Source organism: Haematobacter genomosp. 1 (assembly GCF_002196855.1).
Classification (GTDB): domain Bacteria; phylum Pseudomonadota; class Alphaproteobacteria; order Rhodobacterales; family Rhodobacteraceae; genus Haematobacter.
The window spans coordinates 132,319-153,285 of record NZ_NIPW01000005.1 but is presented as its reverse complement, the minus strand read 5'-3'; the positions used below and the strand labels follow the sequence as shown (position 1 = coordinate 153,285).

The following is a 20,967-nucleotide window of genomic DNA, read 5'->3' as shown; positions in this document are numbered from 1 at the left end:
CAGATGCGCCCGTCCTTTATTCTCGCGCCGCTCGCGCTGGCGTTGACGGCCGGAGCGGCGCCGGTCGTGAACGATTACCCGACCAATGCCCGGGCGGAGTATGTCTTCGCCTGCATGGCAACGAACGGTCAGACGCAGGTTGCCCTGGAGAAGTGCTCCTGCTCCATCGACGAGATTGCCCAGATCGTTCCCTATGACCGTTATGTGGAAGCGGAAACCGTGTTGCGCATGCGTCAGACCACGGGGGAGCGTGCCGCGGTGTTTCGCGGCAATGCACCGACGACCTCGCTTGTGGCGGAGTTGCGACGGGCGCAGGCCGAGGCGGAGATGACCTGCTTCAACTGACCGCACGCCCTCTTGCCATTCGCGCCGCTCTCCGGGAAAGGAGGGCGGCCACGCCGGTCACCCGCGCTGGCCTTGCGAAACCTTGAGCGGGATATCCCCATGAAATGCCTGATCCTTCAGCCGATCCACGCCGCGGGCCAACGCCTTCTTGTGGAGGAGGGCATTACGCCGGTTCTTGCGCCGGACACCCGGCTGGCGACGATCCTGCCGCTCATCTCCGATTGCGATGCCGTCATTACCCGTGACCATGGCCTGTCGGCGGCGGCGTTCGCGGGCGGGCAGCGGCTTCGCGTGGTTGTCGTCCACGGCACGGGACATGACGCGGTGGACAAGGCGGCAGCGGCGGCGCAATCCGTTCTGGTCTGCAATACGCCGGGCGAAAATGCGCGCTCCGTATCGGAACTGGCGCTTGGCCTGCTGCTCGCGGCGGCGCGGCGCATTCCGGCTGCGGATCGCTCCGAGCGGGCCGGGGTGACAGGTTTCCGGGAGTCCGCGTCGTTCAGCGAACTGTCCGGTAAGACTGCGCTGATCATCGGCTGGGGAGCGATCGGTAGCGGGCTCGGGCAGATGCTGGCCACGACCTTCGGGATGCGGGTGATGATCTATTCGCCGCGCGGGGAGGTTCAGCCTCCGTTCGAACGGGTGGAGCGGCTCGAGGATGCGCTGCCGCTTGCGGATGCCATCTCGCTGCACACGCCCCTTCGCCCGGAGACGCGGCATCTGATGAACGCGGAGCGGCTGGCGCTGGTGAAGTCCGGCGCGATTCTTGTGAACACGGGGCGGGCGGGGCTGGTGGATGAGGCGGCGCTGACGGCGGCGCTGGCCTCCGGGCACCTTGGTGCGGCGGCGCTTGACGTCTATGAGCATGGCGCGCCGACCGGACCTCTTGCGGCCTTTCAGAACGTCATCTTCACCCCGCATCTGGGTGCGACGACGGAGGAGGCGCTGCGGCGCGTCGCGGAAGGCGCCGCCCGCCATGTGATCACAGCGCTTCGGGGCAAGCGTCCTGCCACCACCCTGAACCCGGAAGTCTGGCTGGACGTGCCGGCAGAGTGAGCGCCTAATCCTCCCGGGCCGCGACCTGCGTCTGGCGGGGGCCGCGGTCGAAGCGATAGAACAGGTTGGGTTCGGAGGTGAGGTAAATCTCCCCCTCCGGCCCCACGGCGACGCCTTCCGCCTGCGGGATGGTTTCTGCGAGACCGTGCCAGCCCTTCCACAGCGGCATGACGGAGACCGGCGTTCCATCCCGCCGGTATTCGGAGAGCGTGCCGCTCATCTCGCTCAGCAGGAGTAGATTGCCGGTCCTCTCGTCCTGCGTGATCGATGAGAGATCGCCTGCCGCATGGCCAAAGCTGTGGCCGGGCTTCCACTCCCGGATATCGACAGCCAGCGCTTCGCCTGCGGCCGCCTGCTCCAGCCCGGTGACTTCCAGCACCCGGACGGGCAGCATTTCCTGCGTCACCAGCAGGCGCCGGTTCGCAGCATCCCAATGAAGCCCTTCGATTCCCATGTTTCCGAAAAGACCGAGGTTCAGCACGGTGCCTGCTGCGCCCGACAGGTCGAGTTCGGTGGCCTCTGCGGGAAGGTCAAACAACACGATCCGCTGCCGGGCTTCCTCCGCCAGTGCGAACCGCGTGCCCTCGATATGCGCGATACCCTCCGGGTCATCGATGCCTTTCAGAGGTATGCGGCGCAAAAGCTCCCCTGTGCGTGACAACTCCACCATCTCCGCCGGACGGTTGACCACACCGAAAAGCGTGCCCGTCTCAACGTTGAAGGTCAGGCCGGAGAGGTTGTCCCGGAGACCGGCAACCTGAACACCCTGCACCGCGGCACTGTAGGCGGGAAGCCAGATCGACCCTTCCGTCTCCTCCGCCCCCCTCTGTCCGAGAAGCTGGAAAGCGACGCCGCCAAGTCCGCTCATCCAGAGCCAGCCGCTCGTGCCTGTTAAGGCGAGGAGGGCGGTGACAGCCGCGGCGCGCAGCGCTCGCTTCGCGGGTCGCTCCCTGGCGACCCGCCCATGGAGATACGAATGGTCGGTCATGCTCTGTCCCCATGCGCCGGATCTCTGTCCGGTGTGCTGCCGCGGTCTCCTAGCAGACAGGCGCGGGCCTGTCGCGGGCAATCACCATGCATCCGCAGCATTCCGTCCACACACGACAGCGATATGTCGTGGGCCACGCGGGATCATGACAAATGCGACTGGCCTTGACGCGGGCGGTGCGGCTAGGGTCGCCGAGACTGAAGAACCGGGGGACGATGATGGACATGATGGCACGGCTGGTCGCCGCAGTCGGCGGCGCGATGGTCTGGGCGCGGCGCCGCGACACACCCGAAACACAGGCGACGGGTACTGCCCCCCGCATCCCCACCGCCCGGAAACAGGGATTGATGACCCTGAAGATGCCGACGGCCAAAGGATGGGAACCGGGCGGGACGCCGACGCCCGCAGCAGGGCTCGCGGTCAATGCCTTTGCCACCGGTCTTGCCCACCCCCGGTGGATCGAGGTGTTGCCCAATGGCGATGTGCTGGTAGCCGAAGCGTTGCAGGAACCGCGCGCCCCGCAAGGCTTGATGGACCGGGCGATGCAGGCCACGATGCACCGTGCGGGCGCGGTGGGAAGGAGCGCGAACCGCATCAGCCTTTGGCGGGATGAGGACGGCGATGGCGTGGCGGAGGTGCGGGAGGTTTTTGTCGAAGGACAGCGACAGCCCTTCGGCATGGCGGCGACCGAAGACACCTTCTACGTCGGGAATACCGATGGGATCGTTGCCTTTCCCTATCAGCGCGGTCAGCGGCGGCTGGAAGGGGCCGGAAGGCGCATTGTGGAGTTCAAGCCGGGCGGTCACTGGACGCGGAGCCTCCTGCTCTCCGCCGACGGCAAGCGGCTCTACTGCGGTGTCGGCTCCCTCTCCAACATCGGCGACGAAGGAATGGCGGTGGAGGAGGGCCGCGCGGCGATCTGGGAAGTTGACCTTACCAGCGGCAGCGCGCGGGTCTTTGCCTCCGGTCTCCGTAACCCCGTGGGGATGGCGTGGGAGCCGGAGACGGGCGCGCTCTGGACAGTGGTGAACGAGCGTGACGGATTGGGAGATGAGACACCGCCCGATTACCTCACCTCCGTTCGGGAAGGCGGCTTCTATGGCTGGCCCTACTGCTATTGGGGGCAGGTTGTGGACGATCGCGTGCCGCAGGATGCGGCTGCGGTCGCCCGGGCCATCCGGCCGGATTACGCGCTCGGCGGCCATACGGCCTCGCTCGGGCTCTGTTGGGTGCCGAAGGGGACCTTGCCGGGATTTTCCGCCGGAATGGTTATTGGGCAGCACGGCTCATGGAATCGCGCAAAATTAAGTGGTTACAGACTGATCTTCGTGCCATTTGAGAACGGAAAACCCAGCGGCGAACCGCGCGATCTGCTGACGGGATTTCTGTCGCAGGACGAAAAGTTCTCCTTCGGGCGTCCCGTCGGCGTCGCCATCGGACCGGATGGGAAGTCCCTGCTGCTGGCCGATGACGTGGGCAACGTCATCTGGCGGGTCGCTGGCGCCTGACAGCACCCCAAAAGAAGAAGGAGGGCCCGAAGGCCCTCCCGTCATCAAATCAGCCGTTCCGCTGCTTGCCCTTTGGCGCACCATAGGCCGGCTTGGCGCGCTTCGGGGTGTATTTCGCCTCACCGCGCGGACGCTCCCGATCACTGGGTGCAGCGCTGCGGGGCTTGCGCACCTCACCGTCGCTCAGGGGTTTGTCGCTGTAGGATTGCCCCCCGAAGGATTTGCCGCCGTAGGGTTTTTCGGGGCGATCCTTATCGGCGAAGCGGGGCTTGGCGAAGCTGCGCGGCCCGCGGTCTTCGCCGGCAGGCTTCTTGCTGAACTTGCGCTCGCCCGTGCCCTCATCGTTGAAGCTGCGCTCCCGCGGGAAGGGCTTTTTGCCGTAGGGTTTGTCGCTTTCACCCCGCGGGCGCTCGTCGTTATACGGGCGGTCCTTGGCGTAGGGCTTGCCGAAGGGCTTGTCGCCCTGACGGCCCGGCTTGCCGGTGAAGGTCCGCGGACGCGGCGCGGGCATATCCGGCACACCATCCGTCGCTTCCAGGATGATCCCGTCGGCGATCTCGCGATCGGGGCCGAGGGTGGCAAGGAAGTGTTCGACCGCCTCCAGAGCGATCTCCACGAAGGTTTCCTCGTCACCGATGCGGATGGCGCCGATCTCCTTGCGGGTCACGCCCCCTGCATCGCAGATTTTCGGCATCAACCACTTCGGATTGGCGTTGCGATCCCGTCCGATGGACAGGCGGAACCAGCGGCTCGGGCCGAAGCTCTGGCCTTGCGGGTTGCGCGGCATCACGGAGAGCAGTTCCTCGGGCGCTGAGCGCTGCCCCTGCCACAGGCGGAGCACGGCGAGCGCCAGAGCTGCCGGTTCCCGCTCGGCAAGAAGCTGGTCGAGGGCGCGGCCCTCGGCTTCCGTGGCCTCCTCGGCCCAGACCGGGTCGGCAAGGAGCCGCGATTCATCCCGTTCCCGCACTGCATCGGCGGAAGGTGCGGCCTCCCATTCGGCGCGAAGCTTCGCTGCGGCGAGCAGCCGCTCCGCCTTGCGGCGGGCGCGTGGCGGAACGATCAGCGCGGAGAAACCCTTGCGCCCGGCCCGGCCGGTGCGGCCGGAGCGGTGAAGCAGGGTTTCCTCATTCATCGGGAGCTCCGCATGAATGACGAGGTCAAGGTTCGGAAGGTCGATCCCGCGCGCGGCCACATCGGTCGCCACGCAGACGCGGGCGCGGCCATCGCGCATCGATTGCAGCGCATGGCTCCGCTCACCCTGCGACAACTCGCCGGACAGGGCGACGACGGCGAACCCGCGGTTCGACAACCGCGTGACCAGCCGCGAGACGGCCGCACGGGTATTGGCGAAAATGATGGTGTTCGGCGCTTCGTGGAACCGGAGCAGGTTGGTGATCGCGTTCTCTTCGTCATGCTCGGCGACGAGCACGGCGCGATAGTCGATGTCGCTGTGCTGACCACCGGTCGTCTGCACGGAGATCCGCTGCGCATCACGCTGGTATTCGGAGGCGAGCGTCGCGATGGCGCGGGGCACGGTCGCGGAGAAGAGCAGCGTCTGACGGTCTTCGGGCGCCGCTTCGAGGATGGTTTCCAGATCCTCGCGGAAGCCCAGGTCGAGCATTTCGTCGGCTTCGTCCAGCACCACGGCCCGCACGGCGGAGAGATCGACCGATCCGCGACGCAGGTGGTCGCACAGCCGCCCCGGCGTGGCGACAAGGATATGCACCCCGCGTTCCAGCGCGCGACGTTCCCCGCGCATGTCCATCCCGCCCACGCAGGAGGCCAGCACGGCGCCCGCGCCGGCGTAAAGCCATTCAAGCTCCCGCTTCACCTGAAGCGCAAGCTCCCGCGTCGGCGCGATGACAAGGGCAAGCGGCGCTTCGGCGATGCCGAAACGTTCATCCTCGCCCAGAACGGTCGGCGCGATGGCAAGGCCGAAGCCCACCGTCTTGCCCGAGCCGGTCTGCGCAGAGACAAGCAGGTCAAGCCCCCGGAGCGACGGCTCGGTGACGGCCTCCTGCACCGGAGTAAGTGTGGAGTATCCGCGCGCGTCGAGCGCGGCCAGAAGAGACTGTTTCACGCGAGAGTGTCCGAGTTCCAGAGAAGCGGAGGGGGCTCCGGCTGCAGGCCATGTCGGCCCGCCGCCTCCCGAGCCCCGGTAAAGCGAAGTTGGTCCCATACAGAATATCTTGCGAATGGTAAAGTAAAATCGTGCCGGTTGCGTCAAAACGCCCGGTCAGATCACCCCCAGGTTGCGGCAAGGATGAAAGATCCGCAGTTGACCCGCAAGGATACCTCGTCGTGCAGAGCCTCTTGCCGACCCGGTCCGTCAGAAATTCCGTGAGAGGCAAGCCCGTGCAGCCAGCTAAAATCCCGCGGCAAGGTGCGGATACGCGCTGTTTTGCCACGTCACCTTGGGATAGTCTGGGGTGTAGGGGGGAACGCTGTCGCTTGACGGAGCAGGCTTCTGAACACAGAAATCGCGCTCATGACGGTTTTCCGGAACCAATTTCCAAACAGGGAGAGAAACATGTCCACGCGTGATCTTCTGGCTGCTTCGGCGCTCGCGCTGGTGTTGGGGGCAGGGGCTGCCTCGGCGCAGATGGTGCTGAACCGCGGCAATGACACCGATCCGTCATCGCTCGACCCGCATCAGACCTCTACGGTCTCGGAGAGCAATGTGCTTCTGGACCTGTTCGAGGGGCTTCTCGCCTTCAACACCGCAGGCGAGGCGGTACCGGGCATGGCGGAGCGTTGGGACATCTCCGAGGACGGGCTGACCTACACATTCCATCTGCGCGACTCGAAATGGTCGAACGGCGATCCTGTCACGGCGGACGACTTCTCCTTCGCCTATCACCGGATCATGGATCCCCAGACTGCGGCGGGCTACGCTTCCATCCTGTTCCCGATCAAGAACGCCGAAATGGTGGCGGGCGGGAAGATGCCGCTCGATCAGCTTGGCGTGAAGGTCATCGATCCGAAGACGCTGGAGATCACGCTCGAGGCACCGACGCCTTATTTTCTTGAGCTGCTGACCCATCAGACCGCGCTCCCGCTGCACCGCAAATCGGTTGAGGAGCTTGGCAACCAGTTCACCCGCCCCGGCAATCTGGTGAGCAACGGCGCGTTCAGACTGGCCAGCTTTACCCCGAATGCGCAACTCGTGATGGAGAAAAACCCCGGCTACTACGACGCGGGCAATGTCAGGGTTGACCGGATCAATTACATCCCCTTCGAGGACCGCTCCTCCTGCATCCGCCGTTTCGAGGCGGGAGAAGTGCAGATCTGCTCCGACGTGCCCGCGGAACAGATGGATTATGTGCAGAAGAACCTGACGCAGGAACTGCGCATCGCGCCCTATCTCGGGGTCTATTATCTGCCGGTGAAGGGTGCGGAGGGAAGCCCGCTGAAGGATGCGCGCGTCCGCAAGGCGATCTCCATGGCCATCGACCGCGATTTCCTTGCCAATGAGGTCTGGGCCAAGACCATGCTGCCGAGCTACGCCTTTGTTCCCCCCGGCATCGCCAACTATGTCGATGGCGGTGTCACGGTGGATTACGCAAGCGAAGACCTGTTCGACCGCGAGGATGAGGCGAAGAAACTGCTGGAAGAGGCGGGCGTGGCGCCCGGCAGCCTGACGGTGGAGCTTCGCTACAACACGTCCGAGAACAACAAGAACACGATGGCGGCAATCGCCGACATGCTGAAGAACATCGACATCAATGCGCGGCTGAACGAGGTCGAGGGGACGACCTACTTCAACTACATGCGGGAGGATGGGCCTTTCGACATCTCGCGCGCGGGCTGGATCGGGGACTACAACGACCCGCAGAACTTCCTCATGATCAACATGGGGAACACGCCGTTCAACTATTCGCGCTGGAAAAGCCCGGAATATGACGCGCTGATGAACAAGGCGGCGGAGACGCTAGACCTTGGGGAGCGGGCCAAGGTGCTGGCCGAGGCAGAGACGCTTTTGCTCGACCAGCTTCCGGTCATTCCGATCCTCTCCTACTCCTCCCGGGCGCTGGTTTCCACCAAGGTCGGCGGGTATGACGACAACCTGATGGACAAGCATCCGACGCGCTGGATGTCGGTCAACTGACCCGGATGGGGCGGTCTCCGTCCCGTTCCACCGGTGTCCATGTGCGACGTCGGTGCGGATTGACGCTGCTTCCGGCATATGACATCGGCAGCCTCCAGAGAGGCTGCCGTTCTCCGGGTCAGGCCCGGTCGCAGCGATTCTCTGGACGGCACGCCTTCCTCTTTCTTTCGCGTCAGCGATGGACCGCAGCGGTTCGGGCTGACTTCTGCTTCAGGGCGGCCCTGCGGGGTCCGTCCCGTTCTCTCGGGAAACCAACCGATGCTCGGATATACCCTGCGCCGGGTCGTGAGTGCGGTGCCGACGATTTTCATCATCGTCACGCTCACCTTCTTCGCGATCCGTATCGCTCCGGGGGGACCGTTCGATCTGGAACGTCCGCTCGACCCGCTGATACTCGCAAACCTTCAGCGCGCCTACAATCTCGATGCGCCGCTCTGGCAGCAATATCTTAATTATCTCGGCAATCTGTTGCGCGGCGATCTCGGGCCGAGCTTCACACGCCGTGATTTTACGGTGAACGATCTGTTCGCGCAAGGGTTGCCCGTTTCCATCCTGCTGGGATCGCTGGCGCTCAGCACCGCGGCGGTGCTCGGGACGTTTCTGGGCGCGATCGCGGCGCTCCGTCAGAATTCGTGGCTCGACAACGGCATCGTGGCGGTGGCAACGCTCGGGATCACGACGCCGACCTTCGTGGTGGCGCCGTTGCTCAGCCTGCTGTTCGGCGTGATCCTCGGCATCCTTCCCGCCGGCGGCTGGAGCGGTGCCAACCCGGCATACTGGGTGCTGCCGGTCGCCACGCTCGCGCTGCCGCAGGTGGCGGTGATCGCGCGACTGGTGCGGGGGGCGACGGTCGAGGCCCTCCGTGCAAACCACGTCAGGACGGCGCGCGCCTATGGCCTGCCGACCCGGATCGTCGTCGGGGTTCATGCCCTTCGTGCCGCGATGTTGCCCACGGTGAGCTACCTCGGCCCGGCGGCGGCGAGCCTGCTCACCGGATCGGTTGTGGTGGAGACGATCTTCGGCCTGCCCGGCATCGGACGCTATTTCGTTCAGGGTGCACTCGGGCGGGACTACACGCTCGTCATGGGGACGGTGGTGGTCATCGCGGTCTTTGTGGTGATCTTCAACCTGCTTGTCGATCTCGCCTATGCCTGGCTCGACCCGAGGGTGCGCTATGACTGACACAGACATGAACCTGGCACCGGCAACGACGAGCCGGTCGCTCTGGCAGGACGCCTGGTTGCGGCTTCGCAAGAACCGGACGGCCGTGGCGAGCCTCTTCGTGCTGATCTTCCTTGCCCTCGCGGGGATTTTCGGGCCGATGCTCTCGCCGCATTCCTATACGCAGATCTATCAGAACTACGTGCGCGTACCGCCGAGCCTCGAGGCCTATCCGCGCGCCGACGCGATCCTGCCCGCCTTTGAGGGGTTGATGAGCCGCGCGCGGATCGAGGGCACACCGGAGCTTTCTGGCGGCACGGTCTCGGTGGAACTGACGGCGACCACGCCGATCGACGAGCGTGTGCTGCGCTATTTCCAGCGCTCGGACCTGTTCACCAACCCTGAACTCACACTGGCGGAAGACGGGTTGAGCGGCACGCTCTCCGCACATGTCGAGCGGAGCTACTTCTTCCTGGGCACCGACAACCTCGGGCGTGACATGCTCTCCCGTATTCTTATCGGGGTCAGGATCTCGCTCGCCATCGGGTTACTCGCCTCCGGCATGGCGCTGGTGGTGGGCGTGACCTATGGCTCCATCTCCGGCTATCTGGGCGGGCGGGTGGACAACGTGATGATGCGGATCGTGGACATCCTCTATTCGCTGCCCTTCATCTTCTTTGTCATCCTGCTGCTGGTGTTCTTCGGACGGAGCCTCGTCATCATTTTCATCGCCATCGGCGCGACGGAATGGCTGGATATGGCGCGGATCGTGCGGGGGCAGACGCTGAGCCTCAAGCGTCGGGAATTCGTGCAGGCGGCAGAAGCGATGGGTGCCACCAAGGCGGGGATCCTCAAGCGGCACATCATCCCGAACGCGCTTGGGCCGGTCATCGTTTTTGTGACGCTGCTCGTTCCGAAGGCCATTCTGGCGGAGAGCCTGCTCTCCTTCCTCGGCCTCGGCGTACAGGATCCGATGACTTCGCTGGGGCTGCTGATCTCGGAAGGCGCCGCCAACATGCGGGGTGCGCCGTGGCAGCTTTTCGGCCCGGCGCTCACCCTTACCGCCATCCTGTTTGCGCTGAACTTCCTCGGCGACGGGCTGCGCGACAGTCTCGATCCGAAGGAGCGCTGACATGTCCGAAACCATCCTTTCGGTCCGTGATCTTCGCGTGACATTCCAGACCAACGATGGCCCCGTCGCGGCGGTGAAGGGCGTGAACTTCGATCTGAAATCGGGCGAGACACTGGCCATCGTCGGGGAGTCCGGTTCGGGCAAGAGCCAGACCACGATGGCGCTCATGGGCCTGCTCGCGGCAAACGGGGCGGCGAGCGGCAGCGTCCGCTATCGCGGGCGGGAGATCCTGAACCTGCCCGACCGGGAGTTGAACCGGATCCGCGGCGCCAAGATCACCATGATCTTTCAGGAGCCGATGACCTCGCTCGACCCGCTCTACAGGATCGGGGATCAGCTCGCGGAGCCGCTGAAATACCATGGCGGCCTGTCTCGCCGCGCCGCGCGGCCGCGGATTCTCGAACTGCTGCGGCTTGTCGGCATACCGGAGCCGGAGCGGCGCATTGACAGCTATCCGCATGAGCTTTCGGGCGGTCAGCGGCAGCGTGTGATGATCGCGATGGCGCTGGCCAACGATCCCGACATCCTCATCGCGGACGAACCGACCACGGCGCTCGACGTGACCATCCAGGCACAGATCCTGGAGTTGCTGGCGGATTTGCAGCGGCGTCTGGGCATGGCGATCATCTTCATCACCCATGATCTGGGCATCGTGCGCCGCTTTGCAGACCACGTGGCGGTGATGCGGCAGGGTGAAGTGGTGGAGGATGGCACGGCCGAGGCGGTTTTCACCGCCCCCCGCCATCCCTACACGCGGATGCTGCTGGATGCGGAACCCGACGTGCAGAAGCTTCCGCCCTCCGGCTCCGCTCCGGTGCTGTTGAGCGGCGAGGACGTGCAGGTGACCTTTTCCAGCGGCGGCGGTCTGCTGGCGAAGCCGCATCTCGTGCATGCGGTTCGGGGCATCTCCGTCGCGCTGCGAGAAGGGCAGACCATCGGGGTGGTGGGAGAATCCGGTTCGGGCAAGTCCACGCTGGGCCGCGCGCTCCTTAGGCTGGTGGAGAGCGAGGGGCGGATTGCATGGCTGGGCAAGGAACTCCCCCGCACGGTGGAAGAGATGCGTCCCTACCGGCGGGAACTGCAGCTGGTGTTTCAGGATCCGTTCGGCTCCCTGTCGCCCCGCATGACCGTCGGCCAGATCGTCACCGAGGGCCTGCTGATCCATGAACCCCAACTCTCCGCTGCGGACCGCAGACGCCGTGCGATCGAAGCACTGACGGAGGTCGGCCTCGATCCCGCCATGCGCAACCGCTATCCGCACGAATTCTCTGGCGGACAACGGCAGCGGATCGCCATTGCGCGGACCATGATCCTGCGCCCGCGCGTCATCGTTCTGGATGAGCCGACGAGCGCGCTTGACAGGTCCGTCCAGAAACAGATCGTCATGCTGCTGCTTGATCTCCAGCAGAAGCACGACCTGTCGTACTTCTTTATCAGCCATGATCTTGCCGTGGTGCGGGCGGTGGCGGATTACATCCTCGTCATGAAGGACGGCGAGGTGGTGGAGGAAGGTCCGACGGAGGCAGTTTTCGACGCGCCGCAACAGGACTACACGCGAAATCTGATGGAGGCTGCGCTTTCCACCAAGCGGTTCCGGGAGGAGGCGCAGACGGCCTGAACCATGACGGCTCGAACCACAACGGCCTGAAGCACGTTCAGCCGCAGTCGGCCGCCGCCCACAGGCGAAGCGGCGGCCCCGCCTGCCGCCCCAGTTCGTGGCACTCCCCCAGCGCGCAGAGCATCCAGCCGCCGGGTGTCTCGCCGGAGGCGGCGAGCACCACCTCCCGTTGGGCCGGTACGTGGGGGGTGTAGCGCCAGCCCTGCGCGGTGCGCACAGCATCGTCCGGGATTTCCATGCCCGCCCCCGGCCCCTGCACCTCCGCCTCGACAGGGCGGAGGGTGGTTTCCGTGACTTCCCATCGCTCGGTCCAGCGGGTGCGGGCAACGGAATGGGTCCAGCTCAAGGTGAAGTGGTCCGTGGCAAGGGCGAGTACCGCTCCGGCTACGGCCACGCAAAGCATCAGGCGATGGCCCGATCGCCCGACCGTGCGACGCGAAGACGCTGCACGATCACCACCGCCGCAGCGATGACGAGACCGGCCACATCTGTCTCCACCGTCGGCAACACGAGCAGCACGCCGCCACCGAAGGCAAGCAGACGCTCCCACCACTGCGCCCGCATGAACAGGAAGCCCACCACCGCGACCCCCCAGAGCGCCACTGCCACCGCCGCTTTGAAGGTGACGAACAGAACCTCCGCCCAGTAACCGAAGGTTTCGGCGAAGAAGGAGCCGGGGTAGGGATCCTGCAACATGAGCGCGGGCGAATAGACCGCGATGAACGGCATGATGAAACCGGCGATGGCAAGTTTCGTGGCGTCGATGGAGATCTTCAGCCCCGAGGTCTTGGCCATCGGCGCCGCTGCAAAACACGCAAGCGCGACGGGAGGCGTCAGGTCGGCCATGATGCCGAAGTAGAACACGAACATGTGGCTGACGATCAGCGGGACGCCAAGCTGCTCCAGCGCCGGACCGGCAAGGGAGGAGGTGATGATGTAGTTCGGGATCGTCGGTATCCCCATGCCAAGGATGAGGCAGGTGATCATCACGAGCACGAGCGACAGGAACAGGTTGTGCTCCCCGATCTTCAGCACGGCGCCGATGAAGGTGGAGGCGATGCCGGTCAGCGTCAGCGTGCCGATGACGATGCCGACGATCGCACAGGCCGCCGCCACCGGCAGCGCGTTCCGCGCGCCGAGGGCCAGCGAATCCCTGATGATGACCAGTGCCCCCCGCGCGCCCTTCAGCACGAAACAGGCGATGAGCAGCGTGCCGATCACCAGCATGAGCAGGTTGACGCCATATTTCAGGAAGGCCGCGGAAGCGATTCCGACGGCAATCCAGAACGCCATCCGGAAGGCGAAGGGCCCTATGGTCGCCGCGATGGCCGTGCCGAGGATGAGCACAACCACCAATGCCAGCCCCATGGAGCCTGCGAAGATCGGCGTATAGTCAGAGAACAAAAGATAGACGAGGGCGCCGAGGGGAATGAGCAGGCCCCATTGTTTCTTGATCGCCTGCCACGGGTTGGGAAGCTCTTCCTTGGGCAGGCCCATCAGCTTGTGCTTGCCGGCCTCCAGATACACCGTCCAGAAGCAGGTGCCGAAATACATCGCCGCGGGGATCAACGCGGCGCGAACGATGTCGCCATAGGGGACATTGAGCGTCTCCGCCATGATGAAGGCCACCGCGCCCATGATCGGCGGCATGATCTGCCCGCCCATGGAGGATGTCGCCTCGACCCCGCCCGCGAAGGACGATCGGAAACCGAATTTCTTCATCAGCGGAATGGTGAACTGACCCGAGGCCACTACGTTGGCGACGCCGGAGCCGGAGACGGTGCCCATCAACGCCGAGGAGAGCGTGCACACCTGTGCCGCACCGCCCCGCCAGTGGCCGACCAGCCCAAGTGCCACGTCGTTGAACAGATCGAGCATTCCTGCCCGTTCAAGGAAGGCCGCAAAGACCACGAAGATGAAGATATAGGCCGAAGACACGTAGATCGGCGAGCCGTAGATGCCTTCGGTACCAAAGGCGAAATGCTCGATCAGGATTTCCCAGTCATAACCGCGATGGCCGAAGACACCGGGCAGATGCTGTCCGAAGGCGCAATAGCTCAGGAACAGACAGGCGATGATGAAAAGCGGCCAGCCCATCAGACGCCGTGCCAGCCAGAACACCAGCACAAGAAGGATCACCCCCATCGTCAGGTCCATGGGCGTGAGGAAGTTGGACCGCATGATGATGTCGCGGTAAAAGACCCAGTTATAAAGGCCGGTGCAGAAACCGACGGCACCGAGCAGCCAGTATGCGCGCCGCGCCATCGGTGTCTTTGTCAGCAGGTTGCCGATGAGCACGAAGCCCAGCAGCAGCAGAAAACCCACATGCATCGCCCGGACGATCTGGCTGGGCAGCGTGCCGTACATCGCCACCCAGATTTGAAAGAGGGAGAATACGAGGGCGATGCCATAGGCGATCTTGCCGGGAATACCCTCCCCAAAACCGGCGGGGAGTCCCTCGATCTGCTCCTCTGCGGTATGCTGGGCGGGCGGTGCTGCGGAAACATCTGTCACGGAGCGCTCCTTCAAATGCAATGGCGGAGGAGATGTGCCCATCCCCTCGCCAGATGGTCATGCGTCGGAGGTCAGTTCAGGACGCCGATTTCGCGGTAGTATTTCTCGGCACCCGGGTGGAGCGGGATCGGCAGATCCTTCACCGCCTTCGCCGGATCGAGGGCGGCCGCCGCGGAATGTGCGGCTTTCAGCTTGTCGATGTTCTCAAACATCAGCTTGGTCATCGCATAGACCGTTTCGTCTGAAACCTTGTCGGACGTCACCAGAATATTGGTAACCGCCGCTGTCGGCACGTCCGCGTCCTGACCGTCGTAGGTGCCGGCGGGGATGACGGTCGCGATGTAGGGCGGGCCGATCTTTTCGACCACCTCCGCCGGAATGGCGACGATGGTGATGTCATGGGTGGTCGCGAGGTCCTTGATGAAAGCCGCGCCCAGCCCGGCAGACTGAAGGGTGGATTGGAGCTGGCGGTTCTTGATGAGCTCGGCGGATTCGGAGAACGGCAGGAACTCCACGCGGCCCATGTCGTCATAGGACATGTCCGCAGCCTTGAAGATCTCGCGCGCGTTAAGCTCCGTGCCCGACGCGGGCGCGCCGACCGAAATGGTCTTGCCCTTCAGGTCTTCGAGCGAGGAAATCCCGGATGATTTCTCGGCTACGATCTGAATGTAATTGTTGTAGATACCGCCGATCGCGCGCAGGTTCGTCAATTCCGCCTTGAAGCCTGCATCCTTGTCACCTTTCCACCCGGCAACCACGGAATCACCGAGCGCGAAGGCCACTTCACCACGGCCCGCGGAAAGGAGGTTCAGGTTTTCGACGGAAGCCTTGGTGGCCTGTACCTGCGTGCGCGCGCCGTCGATGCCGGCGGCATAAAGCTCCGACAGAGCGACGCCGAGCGGATAATAGACCCCCGAAGTGCCTCCTGTAAGCACGTTGATGAACTCCGCCTTGGCAACCGGTGCAGTCAGACCAAGGCTCGCAACGCCAAAAGCGGCGCCCGCGACGAAACGGGACATCATGGACATTCTGGTTCCTCCCCCAAATGTGATCCACTGAGAGTGGAAGGGAATGAATTGCGGAAGAAGTGTTTTCTGAGGAATAATCCGTTGGATTAGAAATGAAACGTATATACTTGATAAGTAATTGTATTATTCATGATTATTGTTGGGAATGTCTGGCGTGATCCTGGCGGATTCTTGCCAGCCGGATGAGTGCGGGCAAGAATCCGCCCCGCTCATCGTTCTCGCAAGCCATACCGGGCGATCTTTTCGTTGAGCGTGCGGCGGGGCAGGCCCAGCCGTTCTGCGGCGCCTGCGGACGAACCGCCGGCCTGGGCCAGAGCCTCTATGATGAGAGAGGCTTCGAATTCCGCGACTTTCTGCGCGAGCGGCAGTCCGGCATCCATCTCACGTTCCGCCGCCGGCGCGTTTCCGGCCCGGAGGCCGAGCACATGGCGTTCAGCGACGGCCTGAAGCTGCGACAGATTGCCGGGCCAGCTTCGCGCTGCCAGCGTCTCCAGATCCACCGGGCCCGGCGTGGGCTCTGGCCTGCGGAAACGGCGCGCGGCCTCCATCAGATAATGGGCGTAGAGAAGTGGTATGTCCTCGGTCCGCTCTGCCAGAGAGGGGAGATGGACCTCCGCCGTGGTAAGGCGGAAATAGAGATCGCGGCGAAACTGGCCACGCTCCAGCAACGCGGACAGGTCCAGGGATGTCGCGGCGACGAGGCGCACGTCCACGGGCCGGGAAACGTTGTCGCCCATGCGGGTGAAGGTTCTGTCCTGAAGGAACCGCGCGAGCCGAGCCTGCAAGGCGGGTGAAAGCGCCTCCACCTCGCTCAGAAAGATCGCACCGCCATTGGCGAATTCAAACCGCCCCTGTCGTGCGGTGGGCGGATTGCCCCCGCGTTCTTGTCCGAACAGTTCCGCCTCCAGCGCCGCTTCGGGTATGGCCGCACAATCCAGCGCGACGAAGGGCCGCCGCGCGCGAGGCGACAGGTCGTGGACCAGACGCGCGAAATCCTCTCTCCCGGTGCCCGGCTCCCCCTGCAGAAGCACGTCCACAGGCACATCGGCGAGGCGCAGGGCCATGTCGCGCAGATGCGCCACCTGCGGCGAACGACCGATCAGCCGTTGTTCGACCACCCGGCGCTGGCTCTGCGGCGCGCGGAGTTGAACGAGTTCCCGCCGGAGAAGACGCCACTCCACCGCGCGCTGCGTCACCGCCGCGAGATATTCGGCGCCGCAGGGTTTCTCTATGAAGTCATGCGCCCCGTCCCGCATGGCGGCCACCGCCAGGGGGATGTCGGCATGGGCTGACATCAGCACGACGGGCAGATCCGGCTCCCGCGCGCGCAGCGCGGCCAGCAGCGCGTCGCCGGTCAGACCGGGCATCCGCAGATCGGTGATGACGGCATCGGTCCGGGCGAGGTCGATCTCCTCCAGGGCGCGGAGCGGGTCCGTCCATGTCTCGACGGTGAAGCCCGATGTCTCCAGCCAGTCGGCGACGGCGGCGCACAGCTCCGCCTCATCGTCCACGAAGGCCACGTGACCGCGCGTCATCCCCGCTCTCCTTCCTCCGGCTCTCCCGGATCGGCGGCCGGCAGGCGGATGGTCACCAGCCCCCCCGTGCCGTCCGGGTCGTTGGCAAGCAGAAGCTCGCCCTGCATCTGCTCCAGCAGGGATTGCACGATGGACAGGCCGAGGCCAAGCCCCTGTCCGCCGATCTGCCCCGGATCGCCGGTGACGAATGGCTCGATCAGCCCCTCGGCTCCGGGCGGCAGGCCCGGGCCGGTATCGGCGATCTCGATAAGCACGCCCTCGCCAGTGCGGGTGGTGGAAAGGCTGACCCGGCGCGGCGGGGGGGTGCGGCCCGTTGCATCTATCGCGTTCAGCAACAGGTTGGTCAGCACCTGTTCAAGCCGCGGGCCATCGCCCCGCACCGATGGCATGGGGTCGTCGGGCAACGCGAACTGCACCCCAAGCTCCCGCGCGCGGGGTGTCACGATCTCAACGGCCGTGGCCAGCACGGGCGCCAGCGGCACAGTTTCGGGCGTAACGGATACCTGCCGCCGCCCGAAGCTCCGCAGGCGGGAGACGACCCCCTGAAGACGCCCGACCATTCCCCGCGACCGGCCCAGAGCGGCAGCCAGCCGCTCACGCCGCCCCGCATCGCCATGCGCCTGGGCAGCGGCGAGGTTGTTGTCGAGCGCCGAGAGCGACTGTCCGATCTCATGCACGATCGCCGTGGACATGCGCCCGAGAACGGCCAGCTTCGCGGCGTGGACGAGCCGCTCATGGGTCTGCAGCAGCTCCTCCTCCGCGCGGCGGCGTTCCTCCACTTCGGCGGCAAGCTCGCGCGTCCGGGCCTGAACACGCTCCTCCAAGTCCGCTGCCTGCCGGAGCCGGATGCGCATGATCTGCCGCCGTTGCGCAAGTGCAACCATTCCGGCGGAGAGGAGCGCGCCAAGGCTTCCCGTAACCAGGGCAGTCAGCAGGGCGGTGCGCCGCGCCTCCTCCGTCGGCAGCGCGACGAGAAGGGTCCAGTCCGTCCCTCGCACGGGCCCGGTGTGGATGCGCAGGACGCCTGCTTCGGGATGAGAGAGCGAAAGGCCGTCAATGGGCAGCGGCTCGGCCCGTGACAGAAGGGTGGAGGGATAGCGCCGCTCAGCCTCGATCCGCGAGATATTCTCAGGCCCCAGGGGAGAGAGCGGGCGGAACCGCCAGGCGGGTTGGGAGGCAAGAAACACCATGCCGTCCGGATCGGCCACCGCCGTCAGCTCTCCTGCCCGCGCCCAGGCGATCTCCAGCGCACCGAGTTCCATCTTGGCCACCGCAACGCCCGTTGTCACGGCGTCAATCCGGGCGGAGAGAAACGCGCCCGGTCGCCCGGTCGTGACGCCCACGGCATAATACTGAGCCGTGCCGGCCTTCAGGGCACCGCGGAAATAGGGACGGAAGCCGTAGTTCATGCCCAGAAAGCTGCCCGGCTCGTTCCAGTTGGACGCCGCGAGCGTAATGCCATCCGACCCGACGAGATACAGCTCGTCTGCGCCGGTCACCCCCCGCGCCGCTTTCAGATAGGCGTTTGCGGCAGCGACGGCATGAATGTCTCCGGGTGCAGCCAGAAGCGCGTGAAGCCGGGGGTCCTCTCCCAGAATGCGGGGCAGGTAGCGCAGCCGCTCGATCTCCGCCGTCAGCCCGTCTGCTGTGATGGAATGGCGGTCCGCCAACGACCTGTCCAGCGCCGCGATACCCCGCCGGTAGCTCTCCCACCCCGCAAGGCCTGTGGCCGCCAGGGTAACGGCAACCGCCAGCAGGAGGCCGAGGGACATTCCCGCGCGCGGCATCGTCAGGGCGAAAGGTGGGGCAGGGATGATGCTCATCGGGCGACTTTAACGTGGCCGTGGCATCACGTCATGCGGGCATCGGGGTGAAAGCGGCGGCGATCTTCCCTATCTGTGAGCCGACATAAGGAACACCATCATGAAAAGCATCGGATTTCTGTCTTTCGGCCACTGGTCCCCTGCCAAGGGATCAGGGACGCGCTCCGCGGGGGACGCGCTGCTCCAGTCCATCGACCTTGCCGTGGCGGCGGAGGAATTGGGGGCGGACGGGGCCTATTTCCGCGTCCACCACTTCGCGCGGCAGCTTGCTTCTCCCTTCCCGCTGCTGGCCGCCGTCGGCGCGCGGACGAGCCGCATCGACATCGGCACCGCCGTGATCGACATGCGTTATGAAAATCCGCTCTACATGGCGGAGGACGCGGGCGCGGCCGATCTGATTGCGGGAGGAAGGTTGCAGCTTGGGATCAGCCGTGGTTCGCCGGAGCAGGTGATCGACGGGTGGCGCTACTTCGGCTACGAGCCCATGGAGGGGGAGAGCGACGCCGACATGGCCCGCCGCCACACGGAAGTGCTGCTGGAGGTGCTGAAGGGAAACGGCTTTGCCAAGCCGAACCCGCGCCCCATGTTTCCCAATCCGCCGGGCCTGTTGCGGGTCGAGCCGCATTCGGAGGGCCTCAGCGACCGCATCTGGTGGGGTGCGGGTTCCAATGCCACGGCCGTCTGGGCGGCGAAACTGGGGATGAACCTGCAAAGCTCAACCTTGAAGGATGACGAGACCGGAGAGCCCTTCCACGTGCAGCAGGCCGCGCAGATCCGCGCGTTCCGCGAAGCGTGGAAGGAGGCCGGTCACAGCCGGACGCCGCGTGTCTCCGTCAGCCGGAGCATCTTCGCCCTGACGGATGATCGGGATCGGGCCTATTTCGGCCATGGTGACCAGTCCGAGGATCAGGTGGGCTTCATCGACGAGCAGACCCGTGCGATCTTCGGCCGGAGCTATGCGGCGGATCCCGTGAAACTCGCAAGACAACTCGCGGAGGATGAGGCGATACAGGAAGCCGATACGCTGCTGCTCACCGTGCCGAACCAGCTCGGCGTGGAATACAACGTGCATGTGATGGAAGCGATCCTGAAGCACGTGGCGCCCGAGCTGGGCTGGCGCTGACGGATTGCCGCGCGCTGGGGGTTGCTCCCGGCGCGCGGGCATCGCAAGATCCGGTCAACAGAGGAGATACCAGATCATGCGTTCCATGACCCCCGCAATTGCCGCCGCCCTGACCCTTGCGGCGGCGCTTCCCGCGCAGGCCGCAGATCCGGCTGCCTGCCAGACGGTGCGGCTCTCCGATCCGGGCTGGACGGACATCACCTCCACCAATGCCGTGGCGAGCGTGCTGCTTGAGGGGCTGGGGTATCAGCCGCGCATCTCGACCCTCTCCGTTCCGGTGGGATATCAGGCGATGAAGAGCGGGGATCTGGACGCTTTCCTCGGCAACTGGATGCCCGCCCAGCAGCATTTCCGCGACGATCTGGAACAGGCAGGGTCTGTCGATGTGCTGACCCGCAATCTCGAAGGCGCGAAGTTCACGCTTGCCGTGACAAAGGCCGCCGCCGACGCGGGGGTGAAGGATTTCTCCGATCTCGCTCCGCATGCGCGCGAGTTCGGCAGCACGATCTACGGGATCGAACCGGGCGCGCCGGCGAACCAGAATATCCAGAAGATGGTCGATGCCAACGATTTCGGGCTGGGGAGCTGGCGGCTCATCGAGTCCGGTGAGCAGGCTATGCTGAGCCAGGTCGCGCGGAATGACGGTCAGGGCAAGTTCTCCGTCTTTCTCGCCTGGGCGCCCCATCCGATGAACGAGACGCTCGATATCACCTATCTTTCTGGCGGGGATGAGTATTTCGGGCCGAACTATGGCGGGGCCGAGGTATTCACGCTCGCGCGGAAGGCATGGGTGGCGGAATGTCCGAATGCGGCCCGATTCCTGACCAATCTCGTGTTCAACGTGAGTATGGAAAACCAGATCATGGGCCGGATCCTCAACGACAATGCCGACCCGAAGGCCGCAGCGACCGACTGGATCAAGGCCAATCCCGACGCGCTCGGCCCGTGGCTGGAAGGGGTGATGACACGCGCGGGGGAGCCGGGGCTCGCCGCTGTGCGCAAGGCTCTGGCTCTCTGACACGCGCTCG

16 protein-coding genes are annotated in these 20,967 nt (G+C 65.0%); 9 read left to right on the top strand and 7 right to left on the bottom strand.

The genetic code is table 11. From position 1 onward, the window contains the following. Positions 1–3 precede the first annotated feature (3 nt). Both CDV49_RS02835 and CDV49_RS02830 read left to right on the top strand, forming a co-directional pair. Positions 4–345 (top strand): hypothetical protein, encoded by a 342-nt coding sequence (locus CDV49_RS02835; protein ID WP_088214064.1) that lies wholly within the window; start codon positions 4–6, stop codon positions 343–345. Between the two features lie 99 nt (positions 346–444). After that, positions 445–1,401, top strand: coding sequence for an NAD(P)-dependent oxidoreductase (locus CDV49_RS02830; RefSeq protein ID WP_088214063.1), 957 nt, complete (start codon positions 445–447; stop codon positions 1,399–1,401). 4 nt (positions 1,402–1,405) lie between these two features. Here CDV49_RS02830 and CDV49_RS02825 read toward each other — a convergent pair whose 3' ends face one another. Beyond that, positions 1,406–2,389 carry an SdiA-regulated domain-containing protein gene (locus CDV49_RS02825; protein WP_088214062.1) on the bottom strand — a complete coding sequence of 328 codons (984 nt, stop codon included), beginning with the start codon at positions 2,387–2,389 and terminating at the stop codon, positions 1,406–1,408. A gap of 218 nt (positions 2,390–2,607) precedes the next feature. Between CDV49_RS02825 and CDV49_RS02820 the strand changes: the two genes are divergently transcribed. After that, positions 2,608–3,897 (top strand): PQQ-dependent sugar dehydrogenase, encoded by a 1,290-nt coding sequence (locus tag CDV49_RS02820; RefSeq protein ID WP_088214184.1) that lies wholly within the window; start codon positions 2,608–2,610, stop codon positions 3,895–3,897. Positions 3,898–3,946: 49 nt separating this feature from the next. Here CDV49_RS02820 and CDV49_RS02815 read toward each other — a convergent pair whose 3' ends face one another. Beyond that, complete coding sequence (locus CDV49_RS02815) at positions 3,947–5,977, bottom strand: DEAD/DEAH box helicase (RefSeq protein ID WP_256947207.1); 2,031 nt, start codon at positions 5,975–5,977, stop codon at positions 3,947–3,949. Positions 5,978–6,427: 450 nt separating this feature from the next. On the opposite strand from CDV49_RS02815, the gene CDV49_RS02810 reads away from it, so the two are divergent. The 4 genes from CDV49_RS02810 (at position 6,428) to CDV49_RS02795 (ending at position 11,916) form a co-directional block, all read left to right on the top strand. After that, positions 6,428–8,005 carry a peptide ABC transporter substrate-binding protein gene (locus CDV49_RS02810; protein ID WP_088214060.1) on the top strand — a complete coding sequence of 526 codons (1,578 nt, stop codon included), beginning with the start codon at positions 6,428–6,430 and terminating at the stop codon, positions 8,003–8,005. Positions 8,006–8,263: 258 nt separating this feature from the next. Continuing rightward, on the top strand, positions 8,264–9,187 hold the full coding sequence (locus CDV49_RS02805; RefSeq protein ID WP_088214059.1) for an ABC transporter permease subunit: 924 nt from the start codon (positions 8,264–8,266) through the stop codon (positions 9,185–9,187). Beyond that, a complete protein-coding gene (locus tag CDV49_RS02800) occupies positions 9,180–10,298 on the top strand; it encodes an ABC transporter permease (RefSeq protein ID WP_088214058.1) in 1,119 nt (372 codons plus the stop codon). Before CDV49_RS02805 ends, CDV49_RS02800 begins: the two co-directional genes overlap by 8 nt. Position 10,299: 1 nt before the next feature. Beyond that, positions 10,300–11,916: an ABC transporter ATP-binding protein gene (locus tag CDV49_RS02795; protein ID WP_088214057.1), complete on the top strand. Its 1,617-nt coding sequence runs from the start codon at positions 10,300–10,302 to the stop codon at positions 11,914–11,916. 37 nt (positions 11,917–11,953) lie between these two features. Here CDV49_RS02795 and CDV49_RS02790 read toward each other — a convergent pair whose 3' ends face one another. From CDV49_RS02790 to CDV49_RS02770, 5 genes are all read right to left on the bottom strand, one after another. Further along, positions 11,954–12,319 carry a DUF1850 domain-containing protein gene (locus tag CDV49_RS02790; RefSeq protein ID WP_256947206.1) on the bottom strand — a complete coding sequence of 122 codons (366 nt, stop codon included), beginning with the start codon at positions 12,317–12,319 and terminating at the stop codon, positions 11,954–11,956. Further along, positions 12,319–14,472 (bottom strand): TRAP transporter permease, encoded by a 2,154-nt coding sequence (locus CDV49_RS02785; protein WP_088214056.1) that lies wholly within the window; start codon positions 14,470–14,472, stop codon positions 12,319–12,321. The genes CDV49_RS02790 and CDV49_RS02785 overlap by 1 nt, the downstream gene beginning before the upstream one ends. 29 nt (positions 14,473–14,501) lie before the next feature. After that, positions 14,502–15,452, bottom strand: a complete 951-nt coding sequence (locus CDV49_RS02780; RefSeq protein ID WP_088214182.1) for a TAXI family TRAP transporter solute-binding subunit — start codon at positions 15,450–15,452, stop codon at positions 14,502–14,504. Positions 15,453–15,667: 215 nt separating this feature from the next. Continuing rightward, positions 15,668–16,993: a sigma-54-dependent transcriptional regulator gene (locus tag CDV49_RS02775; protein WP_088214055.1), complete on the bottom strand. Its 1,326-nt coding sequence runs from the start codon at positions 16,991–16,993 to the stop codon at positions 15,668–15,670. Beyond that, the gene (locus CDV49_RS02770) at positions 16,990–18,816 is read right to left on the bottom strand and encodes an ATP-binding protein (protein ID WP_088214054.1); all 1,827 of its coding nucleotides are present in this window, start codon (positions 18,814–18,816) and stop codon (positions 16,990–16,992) included. The genes CDV49_RS02775 and CDV49_RS02770 overlap by 4 nt, the downstream gene beginning before the upstream one ends. Before the next feature lie 100 nt (positions 18,817–18,916). On the opposite strand from CDV49_RS02770, the gene CDV49_RS02765 reads away from it, so the two are divergent. After that, positions 18,917–19,939 carry an LLM class flavin-dependent oxidoreductase gene (locus tag CDV49_RS02765; RefSeq protein WP_088214053.1) on the top strand — a complete coding sequence of 341 codons (1,023 nt, stop codon included), beginning with the start codon at positions 18,917–18,919 and terminating at the stop codon, positions 19,937–19,939. Positions 19,940–20,015: 76 nt separating this feature from the next. Beyond that, a complete protein-coding gene (gene choX / locus CDV49_RS02760) occupies positions 20,016–20,957 on the top strand; it encodes a choline ABC transporter substrate-binding protein (RefSeq protein ID WP_088214052.1) in 942 nt (313 codons plus the stop codon). Positions 20,958–20,967: the final 10 nt, after the last annotated feature.

Bases quoted from the DNA above. Each gene is read 5' to 3' on its own strand.
- CDV49_RS02820 (WP_088214184.1), top strand. From the start codon at position 2,608: ATGGACATGATGGCACGGCTGGTCGCCGCAGTCGGCGGCGCGATGGTC.
- CDV49_RS02775 (WP_088214055.1), bottom strand. From the start codon at position 16,993: ATGACGCGCGGTCACGTGGCCTTCGTGGACGATGAGGCGGAGCTGTGC.
- CDV49_RS02770 (WP_088214054.1), bottom strand. From the start codon at position 18,816: ATGAGCATCATCCCTGCCCCACCTTTCGCCCTGACGATGCCGCGCGCG.
- CDV49_RS02795 (WP_088214057.1), top strand. From the start codon at position 10,300: ATGTCCGAAACCATCCTTTCGGTCCGTGATCTTCGCGTGACATTCCAG.
- CDV49_RS02765 (WP_088214053.1), top strand. From the start codon at position 18,917: ATGAAAAGCATCGGATTTCTGTCTTTCGGCCACTGGTCCCCTGCCAAG.
- CDV49_RS02785 (WP_088214056.1), bottom strand. From the start codon at position 14,472: ATGGGCACATCTCCTCCGCCATTGCATTTGAAGGAGCGCTCCGTGACA.
- CDV49_RS02780 (WP_088214182.1), bottom strand. From the start codon at position 15,452: ATGATGTCCCGTTTCGTCGCGGGCGCCGCTTTTGGCGTTGCGAGCCTT.
- CDV49_RS02825 (WP_088214062.1), bottom strand. From the start codon at position 2,389: ATGACCGACCATTCGTATCTCCATGGGCGGGTCGCCAGGGAGCGACCC.
- choX (WP_088214052.1), top strand. From the start codon at position 20,016: ATGCGTTCCATGACCCCCGCAATTGCCGCCGCCCTGACCCTTGCGGCG.
- CDV49_RS02830 (WP_088214063.1), top strand. From the start codon at position 445: ATGAAATGCCTGATCCTTCAGCCGATCCACGCCGCGGGCCAACGCCTT.
- CDV49_RS02810 (WP_088214060.1), top strand. From the start codon at position 6,428: ATGTCCACGCGTGATCTTCTGGCTGCTTCGGCGCTCGCGCTGGTGTTG.
- CDV49_RS02790 (WP_256947206.1), bottom strand. From the start codon at position 12,319: ATGCTTTGCGTGGCCGTAGCCGGAGCGGTACTCGCCCTTGCCACGGAC.
- CDV49_RS02805 (WP_088214059.1), top strand. From the start codon at position 8,264: ATGCTCGGATATACCCTGCGCCGGGTCGTGAGTGCGGTGCCGACGATT.
- CDV49_RS02835 (WP_088214064.1), top strand. From the start codon at position 4: ATGCGCCCGTCCTTTATTCTCGCGCCGCTCGCGCTGGCGTTGACGGCC.
- CDV49_RS02800 (WP_088214058.1), top strand. From the start codon at position 9,180: ATGACTGACACAGACATGAACCTGGCACCGGCAACGACGAGCCGGTCG.